The sequence below is a fragment of the Pseudomonas sp. JL23 genome (assembly GCF_056933585.1).
Map to the genome: position 1 here is coordinate 4,509,299 of NZ_CM167795.1, position 21,503 is coordinate 4,530,801.

21 protein-coding genes are annotated in these 21,503 nt (G+C 60.7%); 10 read left to right on the forward strand and 11 right to left on the reverse strand.

What is annotated here, in order from left to right:
• The first annotated feature begins 34 nt into the window (after window positions 1-34).
• From AC1Z24_RS20765 to AC1Z24_RS20795, 7 genes are all read left to right on the forward strand, one after another.
• Entirely contained in the window at window positions 35-769 is a 735-nt protein-coding gene (locus AC1Z24_RS20765) for an SDR family NAD(P)-dependent oxidoreductase (protein ID WP_483742495.1), read from the forward strand.
• Window positions 762-1,826: a phosphotransferase gene (locus AC1Z24_RS20770; RefSeq protein ID WP_483742496.1), complete on the forward strand. Its 1,065-nt coding sequence runs from the start codon at window positions 762-764 to the stop codon at window positions 1,824-1,826. Before AC1Z24_RS20765 ends, AC1Z24_RS20770 begins: the two co-directional genes overlap by 8 nt.
• Entirely contained in the window at window positions 1,823-3,088 is a 1,266-nt protein-coding gene (locus tag AC1Z24_RS20775; protein WP_483742497.1) for an aspartate aminotransferase family protein, read from the forward strand. Before AC1Z24_RS20770 ends, AC1Z24_RS20775 begins: the two co-directional genes overlap by 4 nt.
• Before the next feature lie 204 nt (window positions 3,089-3,292).
• Complete coding sequence (locus AC1Z24_RS20780) at window positions 3,293-4,393, forward strand: ABC transporter ATP-binding protein (RefSeq protein ID WP_483742498.1); 1,101 nt, start codon at window positions 3,293-3,295, stop codon at window positions 4,391-4,393.
• 43 nt (window positions 4,394-4,436) lie between these two features.
• Entirely contained in the window at window positions 4,437-5,465 is a 1,029-nt protein-coding gene (locus AC1Z24_RS20785) for an ABC transporter substrate-binding protein (RefSeq protein ID WP_483742499.1), read from the forward strand.
• 85 nt (window positions 5,466-5,550) lie between these two features.
• Window positions 5,551-6,780, forward strand: a complete 1,230-nt coding sequence (locus tag AC1Z24_RS20790) for an ABC transporter permease (protein ID WP_483746677.1) — start codon at window positions 5,551-5,553, stop codon at window positions 6,778-6,780.
• A 39-nt stretch (window positions 6,781-6,819) separates the two neighbouring features.
• Window positions 6,820-7,593, forward strand: coding sequence for an ABC transporter permease (locus AC1Z24_RS20795; protein WP_483746678.1), 774 nt, complete (start codon window positions 6,820-6,822; stop codon window positions 7,591-7,593).
• Between the two features lie 122 nt (window positions 7,594-7,715).
• On the opposite strand, the gene AC1Z24_RS20800 is transcribed toward AC1Z24_RS20795, so the two are convergent.
• Window positions 7,716-8,156 carry a rhodanese-like domain-containing protein gene (locus AC1Z24_RS20800; RefSeq protein ID WP_483742500.1) on the reverse strand — a complete coding sequence of 147 codons (441 nt, stop codon included), beginning with the start codon at window positions 8,154-8,156 and terminating at the stop codon, window positions 7,716-7,718.
• 96 nt (window positions 8,157-8,252) lie between these two features.
• On the opposite strand from AC1Z24_RS20800, the gene ftrA reads away from it, so the two are divergent.
• A complete protein-coding gene (gene ftrA / locus AC1Z24_RS20805) occupies window positions 8,253-9,221 on the forward strand; it encodes a transcriptional regulator FtrA (protein ID WP_483742501.1) in 969 nt (322 codons plus the stop codon).
• A 153-nt stretch (window positions 9,222-9,374) separates the two neighbouring features.
• On the opposite strand, the gene AC1Z24_RS20810 is transcribed toward ftrA, so the two are convergent.
• The 6 genes from AC1Z24_RS20810 to rutA all read right to left on the reverse strand — a co-directional run bounded on the left by AC1Z24_RS20810 (window position 9,375) and on the right by rutA (window position 14,516).
• On the reverse strand, window positions 9,375-10,685 hold the full coding sequence (locus AC1Z24_RS20810; protein ID WP_483742502.1) for a solute carrier family 23 protein: 1,311 nt from the start codon (window positions 10,683-10,685) through the stop codon (window positions 9,375-9,377).
• Window positions 10,686-10,743: 58 nt separating this feature from the next.
• Window positions 10,744-11,271, reverse strand: a complete 528-nt coding sequence (locus AC1Z24_RS20815) for a flavin reductase (RefSeq protein WP_483742503.1) — start codon at window positions 11,269-11,271, stop codon at window positions 10,744-10,746.
• A 15-nt stretch (window positions 11,272-11,286) separates the two neighbouring features.
• Window positions 11,287-12,060: a pyrimidine utilization protein D gene (rutD, locus tag AC1Z24_RS20820; RefSeq protein ID WP_483746679.1), complete on the reverse strand. Its 774-nt coding sequence runs from the start codon at window positions 12,058-12,060 to the stop codon at window positions 11,287-11,289.
• An 8-nt stretch (window positions 12,061-12,068) separates the two neighbouring features.
• A complete protein-coding gene (gene rutC, locus AC1Z24_RS20825; protein ID WP_483742504.1) occupies window positions 12,069-12,461 on the reverse strand; it encodes a pyrimidine utilization protein C in 393 nt (130 codons plus the stop codon).
• A gap of 154 nt (window positions 12,462-12,615) precedes the next feature.
• The gene (gene rutB / locus AC1Z24_RS20830; RefSeq protein ID WP_483742505.1) at window positions 12,616-13,395 is read right to left on the reverse strand and encodes a pyrimidine utilization protein B; all 780 of its coding nucleotides are present in this window, start codon (window positions 13,393-13,395) and stop codon (window positions 12,616-12,618) included.
• The gene (gene rutA / locus AC1Z24_RS20835) at window positions 13,395-14,516 is read right to left on the reverse strand and encodes a pyrimidine utilization protein A (RefSeq protein ID WP_483742506.1); all 1,122 of its coding nucleotides are present in this window, start codon (window positions 14,514-14,516) and stop codon (window positions 13,395-13,397) included. The genes rutB and rutA overlap by 1 nt, the downstream gene beginning before the upstream one ends.
• Before the next feature lie 482 nt (window positions 14,517-14,998).
• Here rutA and rutR point away from each other — a divergent pair, with 482 nt between their 5' ends.
• Window positions 14,999-15,631 (forward strand): HTH-type transcriptional regulator RutR, encoded by a 633-nt coding sequence (gene rutR, locus AC1Z24_RS20840; protein WP_259106298.1) that lies wholly within the window; start codon window positions 14,999-15,001, stop codon window positions 15,629-15,631.
• A gap of 11 nt (window positions 15,632-15,642) precedes the next feature.
• Here rutR and AC1Z24_RS20845 read toward each other — a convergent pair whose 3' ends face one another.
• The 4 genes from AC1Z24_RS20845 to AC1Z24_RS20860 form a co-directional block, all read right to left on the reverse strand.
• Entirely contained in the window at window positions 15,643-18,078 is a 2,436-nt protein-coding gene (locus AC1Z24_RS20845; protein WP_483742507.1) for an alpha/beta hydrolase, read from the reverse strand.
• Window positions 18,075-18,530, reverse strand: a complete 456-nt coding sequence (locus AC1Z24_RS20850; RefSeq protein ID WP_483742508.1) for a cell division protein — start codon at window positions 18,528-18,530, stop codon at window positions 18,075-18,077. Before AC1Z24_RS20850 ends, AC1Z24_RS20845 begins: the two co-directional genes overlap by 4 nt.
• A gap of 70 nt (window positions 18,531-18,600) precedes the next feature.
• Window positions 18,601-18,930, reverse strand: coding sequence for a type II toxin-antitoxin system RelE/ParE family toxin (locus AC1Z24_RS20855; RefSeq protein ID WP_483742509.1), 330 nt, complete (start codon window positions 18,928-18,930; stop codon window positions 18,601-18,603).
• Window positions 18,927-19,163: a ribbon-helix-helix domain-containing protein gene (locus AC1Z24_RS20860; RefSeq protein WP_483742510.1), complete on the reverse strand. Its 237-nt coding sequence runs from the start codon at window positions 19,161-19,163 to the stop codon at window positions 18,927-18,929. The genes AC1Z24_RS20855 and AC1Z24_RS20860 overlap by 4 nt, the downstream gene beginning before the upstream one ends.
• A 276-nt stretch (window positions 19,164-19,439) precedes the next feature.
• Between AC1Z24_RS20860 and AC1Z24_RS20865 the strand changes: the two genes are divergently transcribed.
• Window positions 19,440-21,488 (forward strand): TonB-dependent siderophore receptor, encoded by a 2,049-nt coding sequence (locus AC1Z24_RS20865; RefSeq protein ID WP_483746680.1) that lies wholly within the window; start codon window positions 19,440-19,442, stop codon window positions 21,486-21,488.
• Window positions 21,489-21,503 lie beyond the last annotated feature (15 nt).

Genomic DNA, 21,503 nt, shown 5'->3' on the forward strand with positions numbered 1-21,503 from the left:
GATGCATCAAACTTCAAAACAATGGAGATCGATCATGGGCGACAAGAAAAAGCTGTTACTGACCGGCGCCAGCCGGGGCATCGGTCATGCCACCGTCAAGCATTTCAACGCGGCGGGCTGGGAAGTCTTTACCGCCTCGCGGCAGAACTGGGTCGCCGAATGCCCGTGGGCCGAGGGTTTGCTCAACCATATCCATCTGGATCTGGAAGATATCGACAGCGTCAGCGACAGCATGGCGGCGATCAAGGACAAGCTGGGCGGCCGTCTCGATGCCCTGGTGAATAACGCCGGTATTTCCCCCAAGGGCGCAGATGGCAGCCGCATGGGCGTGCTGGAAAGCGACTACTCCACCTGGATCAAGGTGTTCAACGTCAATCTGTTCTCCACCGCGTTGTTGGCCCGAGGCCTGTTCGACGAGCTAAAAGCCGCCAAGGGCAGCATCATCAATGTCACCTCCATTGCCGGTTCCAAGGTGCATCCCTTCGCCGGGGTCGCCTACTCCACCTCCAAGGCCGCCCTCTCAGCCCTGACCCGGGAAATGGCCTACGACTTCGGCCCCCATGGCGTGCGGGTCAATGCCATTGCCCCGGGCGAGATCGACACCTCGATCCTGTCCCCCGGCACCGCCGACATCGTCGAGCGCTCGGTGCCCATGCATCGTCTCGGCAAACCCGAGGAAGTGGCGTCGCTGGTCTACTTCCTGTGCACCAGCGGCGCCTCGTATGTGAACGGCGCGGAGATCCATGTCAACGGTGGGCAGCATGTCTGAGACTGCATTGGCCGCTGTCAGTTGCGCCGAGCTGATGACCACGCAGGCACCGACTATCGATCACCTCAAGGCCCTGGACATTGCCCGGCAGACCTATGGCCTGGAAGGCACGCTGAAGCTGCTCAATGGCGAGCGCGACGCGAATTTCCTGGTGCGTACAGCCAGTGAAGCCTTCGTGCTGAAATTCATAAACCCCGCTGAAGACCCCAGCGTCATCAGCTTCCAGACCCAGGCACTGTTGCATATCGAGCGTCACGGCGCGCACTTGCCGGTACCGCGGATGCTGGCGGCGCGCAGCGGCGAATTCGAACCCAGGGTCGTGGTGCAGGGCCAGAACCTGACCCTGCGCACCGTCACTTATCTCGACGGTATTTCGCAAAATCTCGGTACACCGAGCGTGGCCCTGATGCACGAACTGGGCAGCACCCTTGCGCAAGTGAACGTGGCGCTGAAGGACTTCCATCACCCCGCCGCCCAGCGCGACCTGTTGTGGGATGTGGGCCATGCCGAGCGTGTCAGGCCCTATCTGCATTGTCTGGATGCCGAGCAATTACCCCTTGTATCGGCCCTGCTGGATCATCACGAACAGCAGGTGAAACCGCAACTGGCCAGATTGCGCGCCCAGGTGATCCATAATGACCTCAATCCCCATAACGTCATGCTCGATTGCGCCACCGGCAGCCGGGTCGCGGCGATCATCGACTTTGGCGATGCCCTGCATGCGCCGCTGATCAACGAGCTGGGCACGGCGCTGTCCTATCAAGTCGACGCTGATGCCAGTGATCCGCTGTGGCTGATCAAGGCCTTCGTTGCCGCCTATAACGCCCGCATCCCGCTGCGAACCGAGGAACTGGCGGTGCTCGGCGACCTGATCACCCTGCGTATGGCCATGGCCATTACCATCGCCCAGTGGCGTGCCAGCCTGTACCCGGAAAACCGCGACTATGTGTTGCGCAACCTGAGTACCACCTGGCGCAACCTGCAATGCCTGACCGCCATGCCCGCCGGCATGCTCACCGACAGCCTGATCAACGCCTGCACGCCGGAGGCCTTATGAGTTCGCCCACTGCCGCACAGTTGCTCGCCCGCCGCCAACAGGCCCTGGGCGCCAGCTATCGCCTGTTCTATGAAGAACCCTTCGCGCCGGTGCGTGGCGAGGGTGTCTGGCTCTACGACAAGGACAACACGCCGTACCTCGATGCCTATAACAATGTCGCCTCCATCGGTCATTGCCACCCGGCTGTGGTGCGCGCCATCGCCGAACAGAGCGCCCAGCTCAATACCCACACCCGCTACCTGCATCCATCCATCGTCGACTACGCCGAAGATTTGCTCAGCGAATTCCCCGGGCAATTGAACAACCTGACCATGACCTGCACCGGCAGCGAGGCCAATGACCTGGCCCTGCGCATCGCCCGCTGCCATAGCGGTGGCACCGGCATTCTGGTGACCCGCTGGGCCTATCACGGCGTGACCAGCGCCCTGGCCGAGGTCTCGCCGTCCCTGGCCACCGGCCTGCCGACTGCGGCCCATGTGCGATTGGTGGACGCACCGGATTTCTATCGCAAGGAAAACGACTTCGTCGGCAGCGTAAAAGCTGCTTTGGCCGACATGCAGGCCCAGGGCATCAAGCCTGCGGCGCTGCTGGTGGACAGTATTTTCTCCAGCGACGGCGTGTTCAGCCCGGCCAATGGCGAACTGGCCGCCGCTGCGCAATGCGTGCGCGAGGCCGGTGGCCTGTATATCGCCGACGAAGTACAACCGGGCTTCGGCCGCACCGGCGGGCAGCGCTGGGGCTTTCAGCGCGACGTGGTGATACCGGACCTGGTCACCCTGGGCAAACCCATGGGCAACGGTCATCCCGTGGCGGGTGTGGTCGGCCGTTCAGCATTGTTCGATCAGTTCGGCCGCCAACAACGCTACTTCAATACCTACGGCGGCAACCCGGTGTCGTGCCAGGCCGCGCAGGCAGTACTCAACGTATTGCGCGAGCAGGACCTGCAAGGCAATGCCCGGGACGTCGGCGCTTATCTGCGCCAAGGCCTGCTGGAACTGTCCGAGCGTCATGAGCTGATTGGCGACGTTCGCGGCGAAGGACTGTTCATTGGCGTCGAGCTGGTTACCGATCGCCACAGCCAGGCACCGGCGACCCAGGCCGCAGCCGCCGTAGTCAACGGCATGCGCCAACGCCATGTACTGATCAGCGCCACCGGCCCCAAGGCCAATATCCTCAAGATCCGCCCGCCCCTGGTGTTTGCCCGGGAACACGCCGACCTGCTGCTCGAACGCCTGGACGCCACCCTGCACGCGCTGCGCTGAGTCTCCCGGCGTCCTCAACTCCCCGCTCTGGGGCATTGCATCCTGGTTTCAAAGACTACGGCACAGCCCTGGTGCGCCAGGGCCATTGCCTGCCCCTGGAGCCGCCGTAACCCGGCGGCCTGGGGTGTCTGGCACAAAATCTGCTTTCATTAAAAACATGATGCATCATATTTTTATAAAGCCTGCACAAGTGGAAGGTTTGAGATGACCAGTAACGATGCCGACACCTTCGTCCGTTTCAAAGGCGTGGAAAAAAGTTACGACGGCCTGAAAACAGTGGTCAAACGCCTCGACCTGGACGTGGCCCGGGGCGAATTTCTGACCCTTCTCGGCCCGTCCGGCTCGGGCAAGACCACCAGCCTGATGATGCTGGCAGGCTTCGAGACCCCGACCGAGGGGCAAATTTTTCTCGAAGGCAAGGCCATCGAAAGTGTTCCGGCGCACAAGCGCGGGATCGGCATGGTGTTTCAGAACTACGCGCTGTTCCCGCACATGACCGTGGCCGAGAACATGGCCTTCCCCCTGCAGGTGCGCGGCTTGAAGCGCCATGACATCGAACACAAGGTGCTCAAGGCCCTTGATATGGTGCGCCTGAGTGACTTGGCCAATCGCTATCCGAGTCAGTTATCCGGCGGCCAGCAACAACGCATCGCCCTCGCCCGTGCCCTGGTATTCGAGCCCAAGCTGGTGCTGATGGACGAACCCCTCGGCGCCCTGGACAAGCAGTTGCGCGAGCAGATGCAACTGGAAATCCGCCGCCTGCATCGCGAACTCGGCCTGACTGTGGTGTTCGTCACCCACGATCAGGCGGAAGCCCTGACCCTGTCCGACCGCGTAGCGATCTTCAACGACGGCGTCATCCAGCAAGTCGACACCCCGCAAGCCCTGTACGAACGCCCGGCCAATAGCTTCGTCGCCACCTTCATGGGCGATACCAACGTACTGCCGGGAGTCCTGGGCAGATTCACTGCCGACCGCTGCCAGGTGCGCCTCGACCAGGGCGAGGAGCTCTTCGCCCGCAGCACTCCCGGTCTGGTCTGTGGCAGCCGCACCACTCTGTCGATCCGCTCCGAGCGGGTGATCCTCGACGGTGATGGCCGCTATGACAGTCGCCTGGCCGGGCGCATCGAAGAATGCATTTATCTGGGCGACCACGTACGCATCCGCCTCGACGTTGCCGGCAACCGCGATTTCAACGTCAAGGTGCCCATCGCGCAGATGCAACCGGACTGGCGCGAGGGTCACAGCCTGCGCGTCTGTTGGCACAGCGCTGACGCTTCGGCGCTGGACGCCCTGCCTGCTTGAACCGACTTCCCACCCCAACGTTAATGACTTCAGGATACTTGCCATGCTCAAGCGTTTTGCTGCACTGACCGTTCTGGCTGCCGTTGCTGGCCAGGTGAACGCGCAATCACTGACCGTCGTGTCGTTCGGCGGCCTGAACAAAGAGGCCCAGGACAAAGCCTTCTACCAACCTTTCGCCGCCACCGGTAAAGGCACGGTGCAGGCCGGGGAATACAACGGCGAGATGGCCAAGATCCGCGCCATGGTCGAGACCAGACAAGTGGGCTGGGATGTGGTGGAAGTAGAAAGCCCGGACCTCGTGCGCGGCTGCGCCGAAGGCCTGTTCGAACCCCTGGACTGGAGCAAGCTGGGCGACGCCAACAAGTTCGTCAAAGGCGCGGTCAACGAGTGCGGCGCGGGGATCTTTCTCTGGTCGACCAATCTGACCTACAACAGCGACAAGCTCAAGACCGCCCCCAAAGGCTGGGAATCGTTCTGGGACACCAAGACCTACCCCGGCAAACGCGGCCTGCGCAAGAGCGCCAAGTTCACCCTGGAAATCGCCCTGCTGGCCGACGGCGTAAAACCGGCTGAGCTGTACCAGGTACTGGGCACCCCCGAAGGCGTTGATCGGGCCTTCAAGAAACTCGACAAGATCAAGGGCGACATTCAGTGGTGGGAAGCCGGTGCGCAACCCCTGCAATGGCTGGTGGCAGGCGATGTGGTGATGACCTCGGCCTATAACGGCCGGGTATCCGCCGCCCAGGCTGAAGGCCATCCGTTCAAGATGGTGTGGAACGAGAGCATGTATGACATCGACAGCTGGGCCATCGTCAAGGGTTCGCCGAACAAGGCCCTGGGCGAGCAGTTCATTGCCTTTGCCAACGAGGCGCAGCACCAGAAGGTCTTCGCGGAAAATATCCCGTACGGCCCGACCAACAAGGACACCCTGCCTCTGATCGACGCCAAGACCCGTGAACAACTGCCCACCGCGCCCGCCAACCTTGAGCACGCATTGCAGGTGAACACCGACTTCTGGATCGACCACGGCGAAGAGCTCGAACAGCGTTTCAACGCCTGGGCAGCGCGCTGATCCATCGACGCCTGCATCCACGGCCCGGGCGCATAGCGTGCGGGCCGGTTGTCATAAGGAGAATCCCATGTCCGAAGCCCTGACCCTGCAAGCGCAGACGCCGGCCAGCCAGAGCCAGCGCCTGCGCCGGCAATTGCAGCTGACCCAGCGCAGCTACAAGCGCCGCTCGCTGTTGTTGATCCTGCCGCTGCTGGCGCTGCTGCTGTTTGGTTTTCTCACGCCCATCGGCTCGCTGCTGACCAAGAGCGTGGAAAACCCGGAAGTCGCCAACGCCTTGCCCAAGACCCTGGCACTGCTGGAACAGTGGGATGGCCAGGCGCTGCCGGGTGAGTCGGTGTTCAGTGCCCTGGGTGAGGACTTGCGCAGCGCCCGTGGCAATGGCCAGTTGTTCGCCCTCAACCGGCGCCTGGGTTATGAAACCGCCAGCCTGCGCAGCCTGTCCACGGCGGTGCTGAGCCGGTTACCTGCCAGCGGCGAACCGGTACGTGAACGCCTGAGCAAAGGCGTCCCGGCCCTGGCCGATATCAAGACCTGGGCCACCCTCAAGCAATTGGGCCAGCCCTACACCAGTTTCTATTGGCTGGCGGCCTTCGACCTCAAGCTGGACAACGGCCAGGTCAGCGCCGTCGAGCCGGATAAAGCCTTGTATATCGATGTACTCAAGCGCTCGCTGCTGATTGCCGGGCTGGTCACCCTGCTCTGCGTGGTGCTCGGCTACCCCTTGGCCTACTGGCTGTCCCGACAGCCGCCACGGCGGGCCAACATGCTGTTGATCTTCGTACTGCTGCCGTTCTGGACCTCGCTGATCGTGCGCACCGCCAGCTGGATCGTGCTGCTGCAATCGGGCGGGCTGATCAATAACAGCCTGATCGACCTGGGCATTCTGGAAAAGCCCCTGCAACTGGTGTTCAACCGCACCGGCGTACTGATTTCCATGACCCATATTCTTTTGCCGTTCCTGATCCTGCCGCTGTATGCGGTGATGAAGGGCATCGACAGCCGCTATGAACGGGCGGCCATTTCCCTCGGTGCCCATCCGCTGTATGCGTTTCGCCGGGTGTACTTGCCGCAGACCTACGCCGGGGTCACTGCGGGCGCGCTATTGGTATTCATCATGGCCATCGGGTACTACATCACCCCGGCACTGCTGGGCGGGCCGGGGGACCAGATGATCAGTTACTTCGTCGCCTACTACACCAACACCACCATCAACTGGGGCATGGCCACCGCCCTGGGCAGCCAGCTGTTGATCATCGTGCTGTTGCTCTACTGGGTCTACGCGAAGGTTTCGCGCCCTGCCAACCAGACTGCCTGAGGAGCCGCCATGAAGCATGTCGAACCCCTGGAAATCCGCCTGCTGCGCCCGCTGTTGAGCTTTTACAGCCTGGGGCTGCTGATGTTCCTGATCATCCCGATCCTGATCATCGTGCCGCTGTCGTTCAACGAAGGCTCGTTTCTCAGCTATCCCTTGAGCGGCCTGTCACTGCGCTGGTATCGCGAGTTCTTCAGTTCCGGCGACTGGATGCAGGCGTTGGGCAACAGCCTGAAGATCGCCCCGGCCGCGACGGTACTGGCCACGGTATTGGGCACCCTGGCGTCGGTCGGCCTGTCCCGTGGGGAATTCCGTGGCAAGGCACTGATCATGGCGATCCTGATTTCGCCCATGGTCGCGCCGGTGGTGATCGTCGCGGTGGGCCTGTATTTCTTCTTCGCCAGCTGGGGGCTGCTCAACAGCTACCTGGGCTTGGTCATCGCCCATGCCGTGCTCGGCGTGCCCTTCGTGGTGATTACCGTCAATGCGACGCTGCAGGGCTACGATCGCAACTTCAGCCGCGCCGCCGCGAGCCTGGGCGCCACGCCCTGGTACGGTTTTCGCCGGGTGACCCTGCCGCTGATTGCACCGGGGGTACTGAGCGGCGCGCTGTTCGCCTTCGCCACCTCATTCGATGAAGTGGTGGTCACCCTGTTCCTCGCCAGCCCGTCACAACGCACCCTGCCGATGCAGATGTTTGCCGGCATCAAGGAAAACCTCAACCCGACCATCGCCGCCGCCGCGACCATGATGGTGCTCGGGGCGTTGCTGTTGTTGCTGGCGATGGAGGCGTTGCGGCGCAGGAATGAGCGGTAAAGGTCCTCAACCACGGCTCTTCCAACGCCCCCGGAATCATCACTTAGTCCATGGCAGGACGGTTCACTAACATCGATTAAGTCTGTGCAGCCATGAATCCCCAGGATTCGAGGAGCACAGACTCAGCAGGCACATGACACCTGATGGCCACTGCCAGCCAGCGCATCCCCCTTCCCTTCCAGCGCCAGGCCTTCATCAAGCCAGCCGGTGACGCCGCCAATCATCTCCTTTACCCCATAGCCAAGACCCGCCAGGCGTATTGCGGCGCGATGCACACCGTTGCAGTGCGGCCCCGCGCAGTAAACGACGAACAACGTATCGAGGGGAAACTGCGCCATTCGCTCAGCCGTCATCTCCCGGGAAGGAATATTGATCGCGCCGGGAACATGTCCGCTCTCAAAGGCTGACTGACTTCTGACGTCCACCAGCACATAGTCAATCTCACCCCGTTGCTGGCTATAGTGGACATCCGAGCAGTCGGTCTCGAATGCCAGCCTGCGGCTGAAATGCGCCAGGGCTTCTGACGGGGATGCAGCGCTGATTTCACTGATCAAACTGGGCATGGCGCTTTCTCGATAATGAAGAGGGAGGCCCATTGTAGGAATCGAGTCGCGGGCGCTACAGTGGCGCACAAGACAGTCACCGGTAGTTTTACGCCAATGCATGACAATCCAGGATTAGTGGCCGTTCTGGCCTATGACGGGCTCTGCACCTTCGAGTTCGGCATTGCCGTCGAGATCTTCGGGCTGCCGCGTCCGGAATTCGATTTCCCCTGGTATTCCCACAGTATCGTCGCCGTGGATGAGGGCCCGATGCGCGCATCAGGGGGCATGGCGATATCAGCTGATGCCGGGCTGGCCGAACTGGAAAACGCCCGGACCATCGTCGTACCCGGATGGCGCAACCGCCTTGAGCCCCCACCGGCAGCGCTGCTGACTGCGCTTCGATCAGCCCATGAGCGCGGCGCGCGGATTGTCTCCATATGCTCCGGCGTGTTCGTGCTGGCCGCTGCCGGGCTGCTGGACGGCAAAAGAGCCACCACTCATTGGCGCTACGCCGAAGAGCTACAGGCCCGCTTCCCGGCCATCGATGTGGATGCCGATGTGCTCTATGTCGATAACGGCCAGGTAATTACCTCGGCAGGCAGTGCCGCTGGCATTGACGCCTGCCTGCACCTGGTCTCCCGGGACTACGGCACCCATGTGGCCAATACCGTGGCCCGGCGCCTGGTCATGGCACCGCAACGTTCGGGAGGTCAGGCGCAATTCATCCCGGCTCCGGTGGCGAGGACGCCGCGTGACGGGCTGGCTCAAGTACTGGAATGGGCCTGGCAGAACGCCGGGGTCGCCTTGACGGTAAAACAGCTGGCGGCAAAAGCGCTGATGAGCGAGCGGACCTTCCTTCGGCGCTTTGTCGAGGCGACGGGCATGACGCCCAAAGCCTGGCTGCTGCAGGCGCGCATGTCCCTGGCCCGGGATCTTTTGGAAAGCACGCAACTCAATAGCGAAGAGATCTCCGCGCGATGCGGCTTTACCTCATCCGAGAGTTTTCGCGTGGCGTTCCGTAAGGCTGCCGGCCTGCCGCCGACAGCCTACCGGGAACGTTTTGGCAGTAGCGGACAACAATGAGATCCGATTGCCCTGACACGGCGCTGTGTTACAGCAACGCCGACCTGTAGGAGCTGCCGAAGGCTGCGAATGGAGCCTGCTTGATGTAGCGCTTTCGCAGCCTTCGGCAGGCCCCTACAGAATCGCATTTCAGATTTTGAACAGGCCCCGCAGTTAAACCTTCTCGGCCGAAGCAGAACGAGCAGCCTGCCCTCTTCCCTTCAACAGTTGATTCAACAGAATCGCGCCAAAGGTCGCGGTGCCAAGGCCGTTAAGGGCGAAGCTACCGAAATGCAGAGTGAAGTCACCCGTCCCCAGAACCAGAGGAATCGCGGCCACCATCAGATTGCGATTGTCGGAAAAATCGACCTTGTTATCGACCCAGATCTTGGCACCCGACACCGTGATCAAACCGAACACCACAATGGACACACCGCCCATCACCGGGACCGGGATGGCATGGATGATCGCGCCGAATTTCGGAGAAAAGCCCAGGACGATCGAGACCAGGGCGGCCACGACAAACATCGCGGTCGAATAGACCTTGGTGGCGGCCATGACACCAATGTTTTCCGCGTAAGTCGTGACACCCGGACCACCGACGCTACCACTGACGGCAGTGGCGATACCGTCGCCGATAAAGGCACGGCCGATGGAGTCATCCAGGTTCTGTTTGGTAATCGCCGAAATCGCCTTGATATGTCCAAGGTTTTCCGCGATCAGAATCACCACCACCGGAATAATCAACATCGCCGCATTCAAGGTGAATACAGGCGACTGAAAGCCCGGCATGCCGAACCAGTCGGCATTGGCGATGGCGCTGAAATCCACCGGTTTGCCGAAACCCAGCACGTTGGTCAGGACCAGATAAATCAAGGTGGAGATGATCAAGCCTGCCAACAACAGCATGCGTTGCATCATGCCCTTGGAGTACACGGCGATCAGGGCCACGCAGACGAAGGTCAGCAACTGCACCCAGGATTCGAAGTTCGATGAAGCCATGGACTTGACCGGCACACTGGCCAGGTTCAGGCCGATCACCGCCACCACCGTACCGGTCACCACCGGCGGCATGACGGTTTCGATCCAGGCGGTCCCGGCCATTTGCACGACCACACCCACCACCACGTAGACCAGGCCACAAAGAATGATCCCGCCCAGGGCCACTGCGACATTCGGGTTGGCGCCACTGCCGGTATAAGCGGTGGCCGCAATGACCACGCCAATAAAGGCAAAACTGGAACCCAGGTAACTCGGTACTTTGCCTTTGGTGATCAAAAAGAAGATCAAAGTACCGATACCACTCATCAGTACCGCAACATTGGAGTCCATGCCCATCAGTAATGGAGCAAGCAGTGTCGCGCCAAACATGGCAAAAACGTGCTGGATCCCCATGGCAATGGTCTGCGGCCAGGGCAATCGCTCGTCGGGGGCAACTACACCGCCCTCATCGGCCTTTACCCGCCAGGAAAATAGATTCTTCATAATGCGCTCACCCGATCAACTTGGAGGATCTCAAAAAAACAACTGGCCTACCCGGCACTTACAACGCGTGATACTGGCGGTTGAAATAGATAAGGCTTTGCGCCTGCTCACCGGTGGAGAGGGAGATTACTTCACAAATCAATACATCGTGAGTCCCAACTTCAGTGATCTGACTCAATCGGCAATCAAAAGACACGCTCGCGTCCTGCAGAATCGGCGAACCAGACGGCCCGCGGGACCATGAAGCCGAGGCAAAGCGCTCGTCCATGGCGGTCTTGCCGCCGAACAGGCTGGAGATGTCCTGATGCCCGGCGCCCAGCACATTCACACACAACACCCCATTACGCTTGAAGGTCTCGTAGACCGACGCACTGCGGTTCAGGCACACCAGCAGGCTGGGCGGTTCATCGCTCACGCTGCACACGGCGGAGGCGGTAAAGCCGGCGCGACCGCCAGGCCCATTGGTGGTGATGATATTCACCGCAGCCCCCAGCCGCGCCATGGCGTTGCGGAACTCGATCTTGCCAGGAACGCCCTGACTGCCAGCGCTGGGGTCGACCGTAATAGCTACCGGGAATCTCTGCATGATGAATGACCGGATTCAGGAGTTTTTGACGAAGGACAGCAACGAATCGTTGAATTCGTCGGCCGCCGTAATGTTGTGGGCATGGGCGCCATGCTCGACGCAATGCCAGTGCGCATCGGGCAAATGACGGGCCAGTTGTTCGGAACAGGTCCAGGGCACCAGTACATCGTTCCGGGCCACTGAAATCAGCACCGGCACGCCGATCTCGACGAGCCGCGCGGTGACGTCGAAGCGGCGCAATGCACCGATACGCGCGCGCATGGTATCGGCACCGGGGAAATGCTCAAAGGCATGATCCACTTCCGCCTGGACCCGCTCGGCATTGGCCACGCACCAACTGGCCGGGTACAGAAAAATAGGCTGGGCCTCGACATAGGCACGGGGGCCGGAGTCGGCCAGCAGGGTCAGGCGGGCGTCGAAGCAGCGCGCGGAATGCGGGTTGGGCTCTGACCAGGCATTGATCAGGGTCAGGCTGCGCACACGCTCGGGGAAGTCCAGAGCCAGTTGCAAGCCGACTAGACCACCCAGGGCATGCCCGACAAAATGGCAACGTGCCGATTGCGTGGCATCAAGAATGCGGCTGACGTCCTGGGCCATATGCTCAATGCTGTAGTCCCCAGGCAAAGCGCCGCGGCTGCGTCCCGTGCCGCGCTGGTCGTAGGCGATAACCCGGTAACCGGCCTCGACCAGCATGGGGATCTGCAACGTCCAATAGTTTGCGGAGCCGCCAAGACCGGACGACAGCAGCACCACTTCACCATCAGCCGGCCCATGACCCTCGGTATACAGATCCACCGTCAGAGACCTTTGCCGATATGCGCAACACTGGCGATTTCAATCAGCGCATCGGGTTTTACCAAGCCGCACTGAATGCAGTAACGCGCCGGTTTTTCACCGGGGAAATACTCGGCATAGACCGCGTTGATGGCGGCGTAGTCTTCCCAGTTCTTGAGGAAGACATGATTGAACGTGACATCGGCCATGGTCCCGCCCGCGCTCTCGATGACGCCTTTTATGATGTTCAGCACATGACGTGTCTGGGCCGCAGCATCGCCGACATGGACGACGTTATTGTCACTGTCGAAGGGCAAGGTACCGGAGACATAGACGATGCCATCGGCGGTGGTGCCCGGAACAAATGGACCGATTGGCGTGCCGGTACCGGCAGGAATAATGATTTTTTTAGGCATGGACAGTCCCTCGATTACGCTGTGATACCTCACAGCAAACATAGAACTCTGTGGGACCGGCTTTAGCCGGGAATGCCTCGGAATGATCGATAAATTTCTTTCGGGCATTACATTGCCTTCCCGGCTAAAGCCGGTCCCACAGAATTGATTCAATTCAGATGGTTGTGTTGTACCTGCCCGGTTCCAGCATCCGGACAAAATCACCCACACTGGAAACCCAGCCAAAAAACGTCTCGATGTTGTACACCGCCCCCGCCTGAATGGCGCCGCCACCCAGTTCATGGGTCGCGTCCTCAAGCATCACGCCGAAATATTCGAGGTGAAACGCATCGCGCAGGGTCGACTCGACGCAGACGTTGGTAGCAATCCCGGTGAAGACCAGATTGCGTATGCCTCGCGCCCGCAATGTGCTGTCCAGCGAACTGTTGAAGAAGCCGCTGTAGCGGGTCTTGGGCACCAGGATATCGCCGGGCTGCGGTTTCAATTCGGGAACAATCTCGTAGTCCCAACCGCCTTTGGCGAGGAACTTGCCTTGCAGCTCCGGGCATTTGCGCATGGTCTTCAGAGCGTTGGATTTGTAGTAGTTCGGCGAAGCAGGCCCCCCGGCCTCTACGTACTGGTCATCCCAGCCGTTTTGCAGATAGACCACCAGAACGCCCGCCGAACGTGCAGCCGCTATCGCCTGGCCGACCTTGGCAATCACACCCTGGGCACCGGAGATATCGAACCCGGCGCAATCGACATAACCGCCGACCGAGGCATAGGCGTTCTGCATATCCACCACGATCAACGCGGTATTGGATGGATGCAGGTAAAGCGGTTCGGGGCGCGCGGGCAACACCAGTGGCGCCGCAGCACCGACAACCGTGCTGATGCCGACCGGGACCGCCGAGGAAAGGGTCTGGTTCTTCACGCCGCTCTTCACGCCAATCATCACACCGCCTCCGCGCTGACTGGGGCGCTGCGCACCTGGGTCTGCACAGGGCTCATGGCGTCGATACGGCTGTTCATCAGCGGCTGGATGCGTGTACCGAAGTTCTCCACGCCCTCGACGAAGTTATCGAAGGTCAACAGCACCCCTTCAGTGCCCTCGACCTGCGCCACCTCATCGAGCATCCGGGCGACGCTGGCATAGGAACCCACCAGGGTGCCCATATTGATATTTACCGCCGAGGTGGGGTCCGCCATCTGCCGCACATTGGTATCGGCGCCGGACTTCTTGTCTACGGCACCCTGCACGCCGAGCCAGGCAACAGCTTCTTCATCGACCCCCGCCTTGTAGTGATCCCATTTGGCTCGCGCGGCTTCATCAGTCTCATCGGCAATGACCATCATCAGCACGTAGGTACTGACCTCGCGGCCGGTCACCCGAGTGGCTTCGATCAATTTGTCGGCCGCCGGGGCGAAGGCCTTGGGTGTGTTGACGCCTTTGCCGAAGCAGAAGTTGTAATCGGCATATTTCGCGGAAAACTCCATGCCCGCATCGCTCTGCCCGGCACAGATAACCTTCATATCGGCCTGGGGCCGCGGGCTCAGACGGCAGTCATCCATCTGGAAATGCGCGCCCTTGAAATCGGACTGACCCTTGCCCCAGAGATCGCGCAGCACCTGAATATATTCGGACAGGTATTCGTAGCGATTGCTGAAGAACTCATCGCCAGGCCACATGCCCATCTGCGAATACTCCGGGCGCTGCCAACCGGTCACCAGGTTGACGCCAAAACGGCCATTGGAGATCGAGTCGATGGTCGACGCCATCCGCGCCACGATGGCGGGCGGCATGACCAGGGATGCAGCAGTAGCAAACAGTTTGATTCGACTGGTCACAGCGGCAAGACCGGCCATGAGCGTGAAGGACTCCAGGTTATGGTCCCAGAATTCGGTTTTGCCGCCGAAACCACGCAGTTTGATCATGGACAGCACAAAATCCAGCCCGTAGTGCTCTGCCGACTGCGCGATCTGTTTATTCAATTCAAAGGTAGGTTGGTACTGAGGGGCATTTTCCGAAATCAACCAACCGTTGTTGCCAATTGGGATAAAGACACCGACTTTCATAATCGTCACCGATTTGCGTCGGCAGCCACTAAGGCTGCGCTCTCGTTCAAGATGACTGCAGGCGCCGTGCCAAGTAGTTTTTATTGTTTTTAATCAGTGGGTTAAATAAATATGTGATTTTCGATCAGACCAAATGGTCCGATAAAGACCATTTGGTTAGCTTTCTATGCACGAGACTGATGCAGGTGGAGCGTGGAAAGTGACATTTGAGGGCGTTTTTATTGATCCGGGTCAATGGAGAGAGCCCTCGTAGGAGCGGCTTTAGCCGCGAGAAGGCCTCCCGGCTAAAGCCGGTCCTACGGGTGGGCGGTGAAAGGTGATGGTGCCCATCGGCAGAAGGTGCCTGATACACTGCCCCAACGATTCGACATACGGTCCCAACTGTGAACAGTGAATCCCACCCTGCCGACAAGGCCTCGGCCAAGGCCAATAAAAAAGCCGCAAAGCCTGCCTCGAATGCCAAGCCCAAGGCCCCCCGAACCCTGAGCCCCAAGGCTGAAAGCCGCCGTCTGCTGCTGGTCGAGGGCAAGCGCAATGCGATCATTCAAGCGGCGTTACAGCTGTTTTCCCAGTTCGGCCTGCACGGCACCAGCCTGGACCAGGTCGCCAGTTCGGCAAACGTCTCCAAGACCAACCTGCTCTACTATTTCGCCGGCAAGGAAGACCTGTACGCCAACGTCATGCAGCACCTGCTGGATATCTGGCTTTCGCCCTTGCGGGGATTCAATCCGCAGCAGGACCCTCTGCAAGCCATCGGCAGCTATATCCGGGTCAAGCTCGAGCTGTCACGGGATCATCCTGCGGAATCCAGGCTGTTCTGCATGGAAGTGATGCAGGGCGCGCCGCTGATCATGAACCAGCTGGAAGGCCCGCTGCGGGATCTGGTCGCCAATAAGGTGCAGGTCATTCAGGGCTGGATCGACGCGGGCAAGCTTGCACGAATAGACCCTTTGCATCTGATCTTTTCGCTGTGGAGCACCACCCAGCACTACGCCGACTTCAGCACCCAGGTCCGGGCAGTCAGCGGCAAAACCCTGGCAGATCCCGAGTTCTTCGAGGAAGTCCTGGCCAACCTGCAGACGCTGATACTCAGAGGCATTGAACCGAGGGCCTGAGGCCCCGGCACTCACTCAATCAGCTTCAACTCGCCATCGGCATACAGCACTTCCCGCCCCAGCCAGGCCAGGTCGACATCGGGCATGACCGCCGAAGGCTTGCGCAGCTCACGCAGCAGGGTAGAGCCGTGGGACAGGCGCCCGCCCATGCGTGCAATCACGGCACGGGCACTTTGATAAACAGCGTGGCGCCCGGGGTCCAGAGTGTCTTCCAGCAGAATGTCTTCACCCAGAACACCCCTGACCTGCCCCGGATAAATCATGAAGCCACTGGCTTTTTCGCTGCCTTCACGGCCGTCCTGCCAGAAACTGCCATCCCGGCTGCGAATATGCGGGTGCGGCGCAAACCAGTGTTCGCGATCGGCTGTCGGCATGGCGTGATGCAAGCGAAAGAATATGCGCATCAGGTTGTCCCGATACCACTCACGTACTTGCAGGAAATAGCCACGCAGGCCCGGTAAACCGACGCGGCTTGCAAGCCGAATCGCCGTGGGCCAGGTCGCAAAGGCTTGCAATGGCAGGTCGGACAGTGCCGGGCGCGGGGTGGCCGGATCGGTTTCCCAGGGCAGTCGATGGGGGCAGTGTTCGACGTTCTCGTAGGCGGTCGGCGGCCGTCCCAACAGGTCGCCGCCACTGCTGGCCAAGGCCGTGGCGATACACAGGTTGCCCTGCACGACGAAGACATAGAAACGGCTAAACCAGTCGGCGAGTTGCCTGCCATCAGCGCCCTGCTCTTTCAGCGCCGCAAGCTCGCGGTCGAAGCGCTGCAATTGCGCGTCAAGGGTCAGAAGATGGCCTCGGGCGATGCGCTGCATACGGATGAACAATGGCAGCGAGCGCAACAGGCGCAGGGGCCGCCATGGCAGCTCCGGGGTCGCACCACCGACTTCACCGGCGTAATTGCTGGAAGCTATCCCCCAATCCGCCAGACGTGCGAGAAACAGATCGTTGTTGATATAGGAAGCGTCGCCAAACAATGCCGTAAAAGGCTCGTTGTCCTGCAGGATGCGCGCGTCCCAACGGGCCATGATCGCCGGAATACTCGCTGCCGCGCGTCGCTGTGCGTACTCCACCAGGCGGCTCGGCTGAGGGGGCAGGATTTCGGCGATATTGGCAGCAGTCAGGTGCCGACGCCAGCCGTAGTCACTGATGGGACGGTACTGCAACAGCCATAACTGGCTGCCATCCCAGGCCCATTCGACATCTCCGGGCACATAGTGAAAGACCCGCAGCACGCCTTGCAGGAAGCTCCATAGTGTTTGCTGAGTCAAGCCATGGGCGGCCCTGAACTCGCCGCTGCTCCAGGAGGCACCGAGGCGGGAAATCACCGCCCGCTCCGGGCTGGCCTGGCCGTCAGCCAGGGACTCCAGATGGCCTTCGACCCACTCCAGCTCCACGGCCAAGTGACGGACAAAGGCAATCCCGGAGAGCACAGGCGTGATGAAGCGCTGCACCACGACTTCTTCAACACCTGTGGCATGCAGCTCGGCAATGCGCGCAGGCACGTTGTGCGCGGGTTCACGCAGATAGGTGGTGCTAAGCCCTGCATTGGCGGCGTCGGCTTGATCCTCGCCAAAGCTGGACGAGCGCACCGCCCAGGTCGCGTCTGGGGCATTGGCGAGAAACCCATTCAGCCCGGCGTCATCGCCCTGCATCAGGGACAGCGCCGCAGGCACCGGCTGCCCGGCACAGGCCGCCAAACGCAAACGACCGCCTTTGGTATGGGCGACAAACCCACGCTCGCCCGACTCAAGCCATTGTACGAACTCGGCCGGGGCGTCGATCCAGGGGTAATGGCCCCAGCCCGGTTTAAGGCTGATGCCAAGGTCAGCCCGGGCCAGTATCGCCGACCAGGCCGCCGCTTGCTCGATACCCAGCACCTTGTCCTGATCGCCCCAGACCAGCTCGACCGGGTCCTCGACCCACTCCAGTAACGGCAACGCAGTATCGGCGCGCAGCAGATCCCAGTACGGCACGAAAGCGCGGCAGCGGGCGTAACCGGCGCCCATGCGCGCATAGTGCGCAGCCGGCCAGGCTTGCCGGGAAAACTTGTGGGCGAACAGCGCAGGCTTATTGGCCAGCAACCAGTGGATGGTCTTGCGAATGGGCATCGGCGACATCAGCGCCGGCAAGCGTCGCTGCCAGAGAAACGCCCCGACCGGCGCCAATAGCACGCTGCGACAGAAATGCCCCGGTGCGCGTTGCAGCGCATGCAGGACCAGCAAGGCATTGACCCCCACCGCCACTATGGCACTGCCCCGCACAGTGGCTGCCAGCAACGCCTCGGCATAGGCGGCAAGGTCGGCACAGGGCGGCTGGGAATTGCTGCCGAAACCGGGCAATTCCAGTGGCAACACCTGATAGCGGGTGAAATGCGGCACGGCATCGTCCCACCACTCGGCGCTGCTGCCATTACCCGCCAGCAAATACAGCAGAGGCTTACTCATTTGCGCTGCTCACGTCGGTCATGGCGATACAGCCAGAACAATGGCGGCAACAACATCAGCAGCGCCACCGTATCGATCCACAGATGCGACCACATGCCGACCTGTGCGGAAATCCACATGTCCTGCGGCGCCCACAGCACCAGGCCGACAATCAACCAGCCCCAGGCCATGGGCGCCCTCAGGCGGTTACCGATATGCAGCAGCGCCAGCATGTACAGCGCATAGCTCTGCAACGTCGCGCCAAACAGCGCCATCCACCAGACCTGCTGCGCACGGGCGGCAGGCGGCACCGCGCCAGTCCAGAAGGCCTGCTCCAGGGACGTCAGATAGCCCTCGAACACCCCCGACGAACCGGCCCATGAGAGCAACAGGCCAAACAGCAGATGCGCTGCTGCCACGGCATATAGCCAGAGGATCAACGTGCGGCGAAGGGTGTGGGGAGGGAGCGACATTCCGGGTCCTTGGTGTCTTTGCGGAGCGCGAGTATAGCGATTGCAGGGTCGCCCGGATCGATCTCTGCGGCTAATTGAGACTGCCTTCAAGTAACCCGGCAGGAACGTCCCGCATGCCTTGTAAAACGCGCCAGACATCGATGTGATCATCACGCTCAACGTAGAACACCAGGTAGGGGTAACGCTTCATTGGCCAATAGAGCAGGCCTGGCAGGTCCAACGCATGGGCATAACGGGGCATGCCCGAAGCAGGATGACGACCTATGTGGATGTAGAGCTTTTCGAGAGCATCGATAAAACCGATGGCCGCCTGCTCAGCCTGCTCATCAAGGTAATAGCTGACAGCAGCTTCTACATCCTGGCGGGCAACGGTTCGCGGAATGACAGGCTTGACCTTCATTTTCCTGCCTTGCGAACCCTGGCGCGCAGGGATTCGAAATAGTCGCTGTCCACAGGTACTGTGGGGGGCGACTCAGCGCCAGCCAGCAACAGGCCACGCAATTGTTGGCGATCCTGATCCTTGCGTATCAGCTCGCGTACGTATTCGCTGCTGGTGCTGAAGCCGCGCAGACTGACCTGATCGTCGACAAAGGTCTTGAGGGCGTCCGGCAATGAGATATTCATTGTGCTCATGGCGTGGTCCACTTTGGCAAAGTTTGCCAAATTATACACGTCCACCTCGCATCACCACACTCCCCCCAGCCAAGATGCAGCACCTCAGTCCCGTCGCCCGGTTCCTCAACCACCTATCCGGCAAATGTGAAAAGTTTGTCAACAAACCTTATCAATTGGTATAAATTCTCATTCGTATTATTGCAAATTAAGTTGTTACTGCCAATTGCACCAAGGAATGCCATCTTGAAACCTCGTCTCCCCGCCAGCCTGTTGCTGGCTGGCGCCTGCAGCGCCATGTCCCTTGCCCATGCTGCCGGTGATCTGACCCTGCCAGCCACGCAGATCGAAAGCACCAGCACAAGCACTGACGACCAAAGCGTGGGCTATCAGGTCAAGCCTTCATCCAGCACCACCAAGCTGGGGCTGACCGACAAGGAGACGCCACAGGCGGTCACCACCATCAACCGCCAGGCCCTCGACGACTTCCGCATGACGGGCATCCGCGACGCACTGCGCACCGCGCCATCGGTAACGGTTGAACAGACCGAAACCGACCGCACCGAGTTCACCTCCCGCGGTTTTGATATCAACAGCTTCGAATACGACGGCATGGGCATGCCCTTCGTCGGCACCACCCTGGTGGGCGAACAGGATCTGGCCGAGTACGAGCAAATCGACGTGCTGCATGGCGCCAACGGCTTGATGAGCGGTGCGGGCAATCCATCGGCCACGGTCAATTTCGTGCGCAAACGCCCTACGCAAACCTTCCAGGCGCAGATCGACACCAGTGTCGGCTCCTGGGATAGCCGTCGAATCAACGTGGACGTTTCCGGCCCGCTGACCGAGACCGGCAACGTACGCGGCCGTTTCATCTATGCCCACGACAAGGGCAATTCATGGATGGACCGCTACAGCCATGAGCGCAACATCGCAGCCGGCCTGCTGGCGTTCGACGTCACTGATAGCGACACCCTGACCGTAGGTTTTTCCCAGCACAACAGTGACGCCAATGGCAGCTCGTGGGGCAACCTGCCCTTGGTGGACAGCGAAGGCAACGCCCTGCACTACGGCAGCCGCAGCTCCGCCATTGGCCAGCCGTGGACCTACTGGAACCAGCACACCCAGCGCGCTTTCGTCGAGCTCAAGCATGACTTCGGCAACGGTTGGGCATCCACGATCACCGCGACCGGAGTCACCGAGAAACAAGACACCAACATGCTCTACATCGCCGGTGTCACCGGCGACGACGCGTCAGCCTTTGCCGCCCACACCACCAGCGAAGCCCATCAGTTGCTGGGCGAGGCCAAGGTAGCCGGGCCTTTCAGCCTGTTCGGCCGCGAACATGAACTGACGCTCGGCGCCGCCTATGGTCGTACCCATCAAAAGGCCCGGGAATACGATGCCGCAGCCGATGGTTACTACGACGTTTCGTTCGCCGATGTACTGGCTGGCCGCGTGACCCATCCGTCGTTCACCTACACCAGCGACACCAACATCGAGAACTACAACGACACGCAGAAGAGCCTCTATGCGGGCTCGCGCTTCAGCCTGACCGACGACCTGCACTGGATAGTCGGCGCCCGCATGCTCAGCGCCGACGGCTCGGGCGAGAGCTACGGCGCGGCCCACGACACCCGCGCCCATGGCAAAGTCACGCCTTACACCGGTCTGGTCTACGACTTCAACAAGCAATGGAGCGTCTACAGCAGCTGGACCAAGATCTACAGCCCGCAATACAACATCGGCGCTAACGGCGGGCTGATCGCCCCCCTCGAAGGCAAGAGCCTGGAAGCGGGCGTGAAAGGCAGCCTCGACAGCGGTTTGAATCTCACCGGCGCCGTATTCAAGACCGAACAGCAAAACGTCGCGGAGTACGTCGGCTTTGAAAATGGCCATAACGTCTACGATGCCCTGGAATACAAGAGCCATGGCGTCGAGTTGCAGGCATCCGGCGAAGCCCTGCCCGGCCTGGATCTGCTCGGCGGCTACACCTACGTGCGCATCGACAACGATGACGGCGAGAAAGCCCGCAAGTATGTGCCGACCCACAGCTTCCGAGGCATGGCGACCTATCGCCTGCCAGGCCTGCCCCAGGCCAAAGTCGGCGCACGCGTCAGCTGGCAGAGTGCGGTGGAGAACGATAACAACAGTGCGATCAAGCAGAATGCCTATGCACTGGTTGACCTGATGGCCAGCTATGACATCGACAGTCACTGGAGCACGTCGCTCAATCTGAACAACGTCACCGACCGCAAATACCTGCTGTCGCTATACAACAGTGCCACCACCACCAGCTACGGCGCGCCGCGCAATCTGACGGCGACGGTGAGCTGGAAGTACTAAGTAAGCCTTGGTGGT

What these genes read in the sequence shown, in the direction of transcription:
- AC1Z24_RS20765 (WP_483742495.1), top strand. Translation starts at nt 35, where the DNA reads ATGGGCGACAAGAAAAAGCTGTTACTGACCGGCGCCAGCCGGGGCATC.
- AC1Z24_RS20770 (WP_483742496.1), top strand. Translation starts at nt 762, where the DNA reads ATGTCTGAGACTGCATTGGCCGCTGTCAGTTGCGCCGAGCTGATGACC.
- AC1Z24_RS20775 (WP_483742497.1), top strand. Translation starts at nt 1,823, where the DNA reads ATGAGTTCGCCCACTGCCGCACAGTTGCTCGCCCGCCGCCAACAGGCC.
- AC1Z24_RS20780 (WP_483742498.1), top strand. Translation starts at nt 3,293, where the DNA reads ATGACCAGTAACGATGCCGACACCTTCGTCCGTTTCAAAGGCGTGGAA.
- AC1Z24_RS20785 (WP_483742499.1), top strand. Translation starts at nt 4,437, where the DNA reads ATGCTCAAGCGTTTTGCTGCACTGACCGTTCTGGCTGCCGTTGCTGGC.
- AC1Z24_RS20800 (WP_483742500.1), bottom strand. Translation starts at nt 8,156, where the DNA reads ATGCCCAGTTTGATCAGTGAAATCAGCGCTGCATCCCCGTCAGAAGCC.
- ftrA (WP_483742501.1), top strand. Translation starts at nt 8,253, where the DNA reads ATGCATGACAATCCAGGATTAGTGGCCGTTCTGGCCTATGACGGGCTC.
- AC1Z24_RS20810 (WP_483742502.1), bottom strand. Translation starts at nt 10,685, where the DNA reads ATGAAGAATCTATTTTCCTGGCGGGTAAAGGCCGATGAGGGCGGTGTA.
- AC1Z24_RS20815 (WP_483742503.1), bottom strand. Translation starts at nt 11,271, where the DNA reads ATGCAGAGATTCCCGGTAGCTATTACGGTCGACCCCAGCGCTGGCAGT.
- rutC (WP_483742504.1), bottom strand. Translation starts at nt 12,461, where the DNA reads ATGCCTAAAAAAATCATTATTCCTGCCGGTACCGGCACGCCAATCGGT.
- rutB (WP_483742505.1), bottom strand. Translation starts at nt 13,395, where the DNA reads ATGATTGGCGTGAAGAGCGGCGTGAAGAACCAGACCCTTTCCTCGGCG.
- rutA (WP_483742506.1), bottom strand. Translation starts at nt 14,516, where the DNA reads ATGAAAGTCGGTGTCTTTATCCCAATTGGCAACAACGGTTGGTTGATT.
- AC1Z24_RS20845 (WP_483742507.1), bottom strand. Translation starts at nt 18,078, where the DNA reads ATGAGTAAGCCTCTGCTGTATTTGCTGGCGGGTAATGGCAGCAGCGCC.
- AC1Z24_RS20850 (WP_483742508.1), bottom strand. Translation starts at nt 18,530, where the DNA reads ATGTCGCTCCCTCCCCACACCCTTCGCCGCACGTTGATCCTCTGGCTA.
- AC1Z24_RS20855 (WP_483742509.1), bottom strand. Translation starts at nt 18,930, where the DNA reads ATGAAGGTCAAGCCTGTCATTCCGCGAACCGTTGCCCGCCAGGATGTA.
- AC1Z24_RS20860 (WP_483742510.1), bottom strand. Translation starts at nt 19,163, where the DNA reads ATGAGCACAATGAATATCTCATTGCCGGACGCCCTCAAGACCTTTGTC.
- AC1Z24_RS20865 (WP_483746680.1), top strand. Translation starts at nt 19,440, where the DNA reads ATGTCCCTTGCCCATGCTGCCGGTGATCTGACCCTGCCAGCCACGCAG.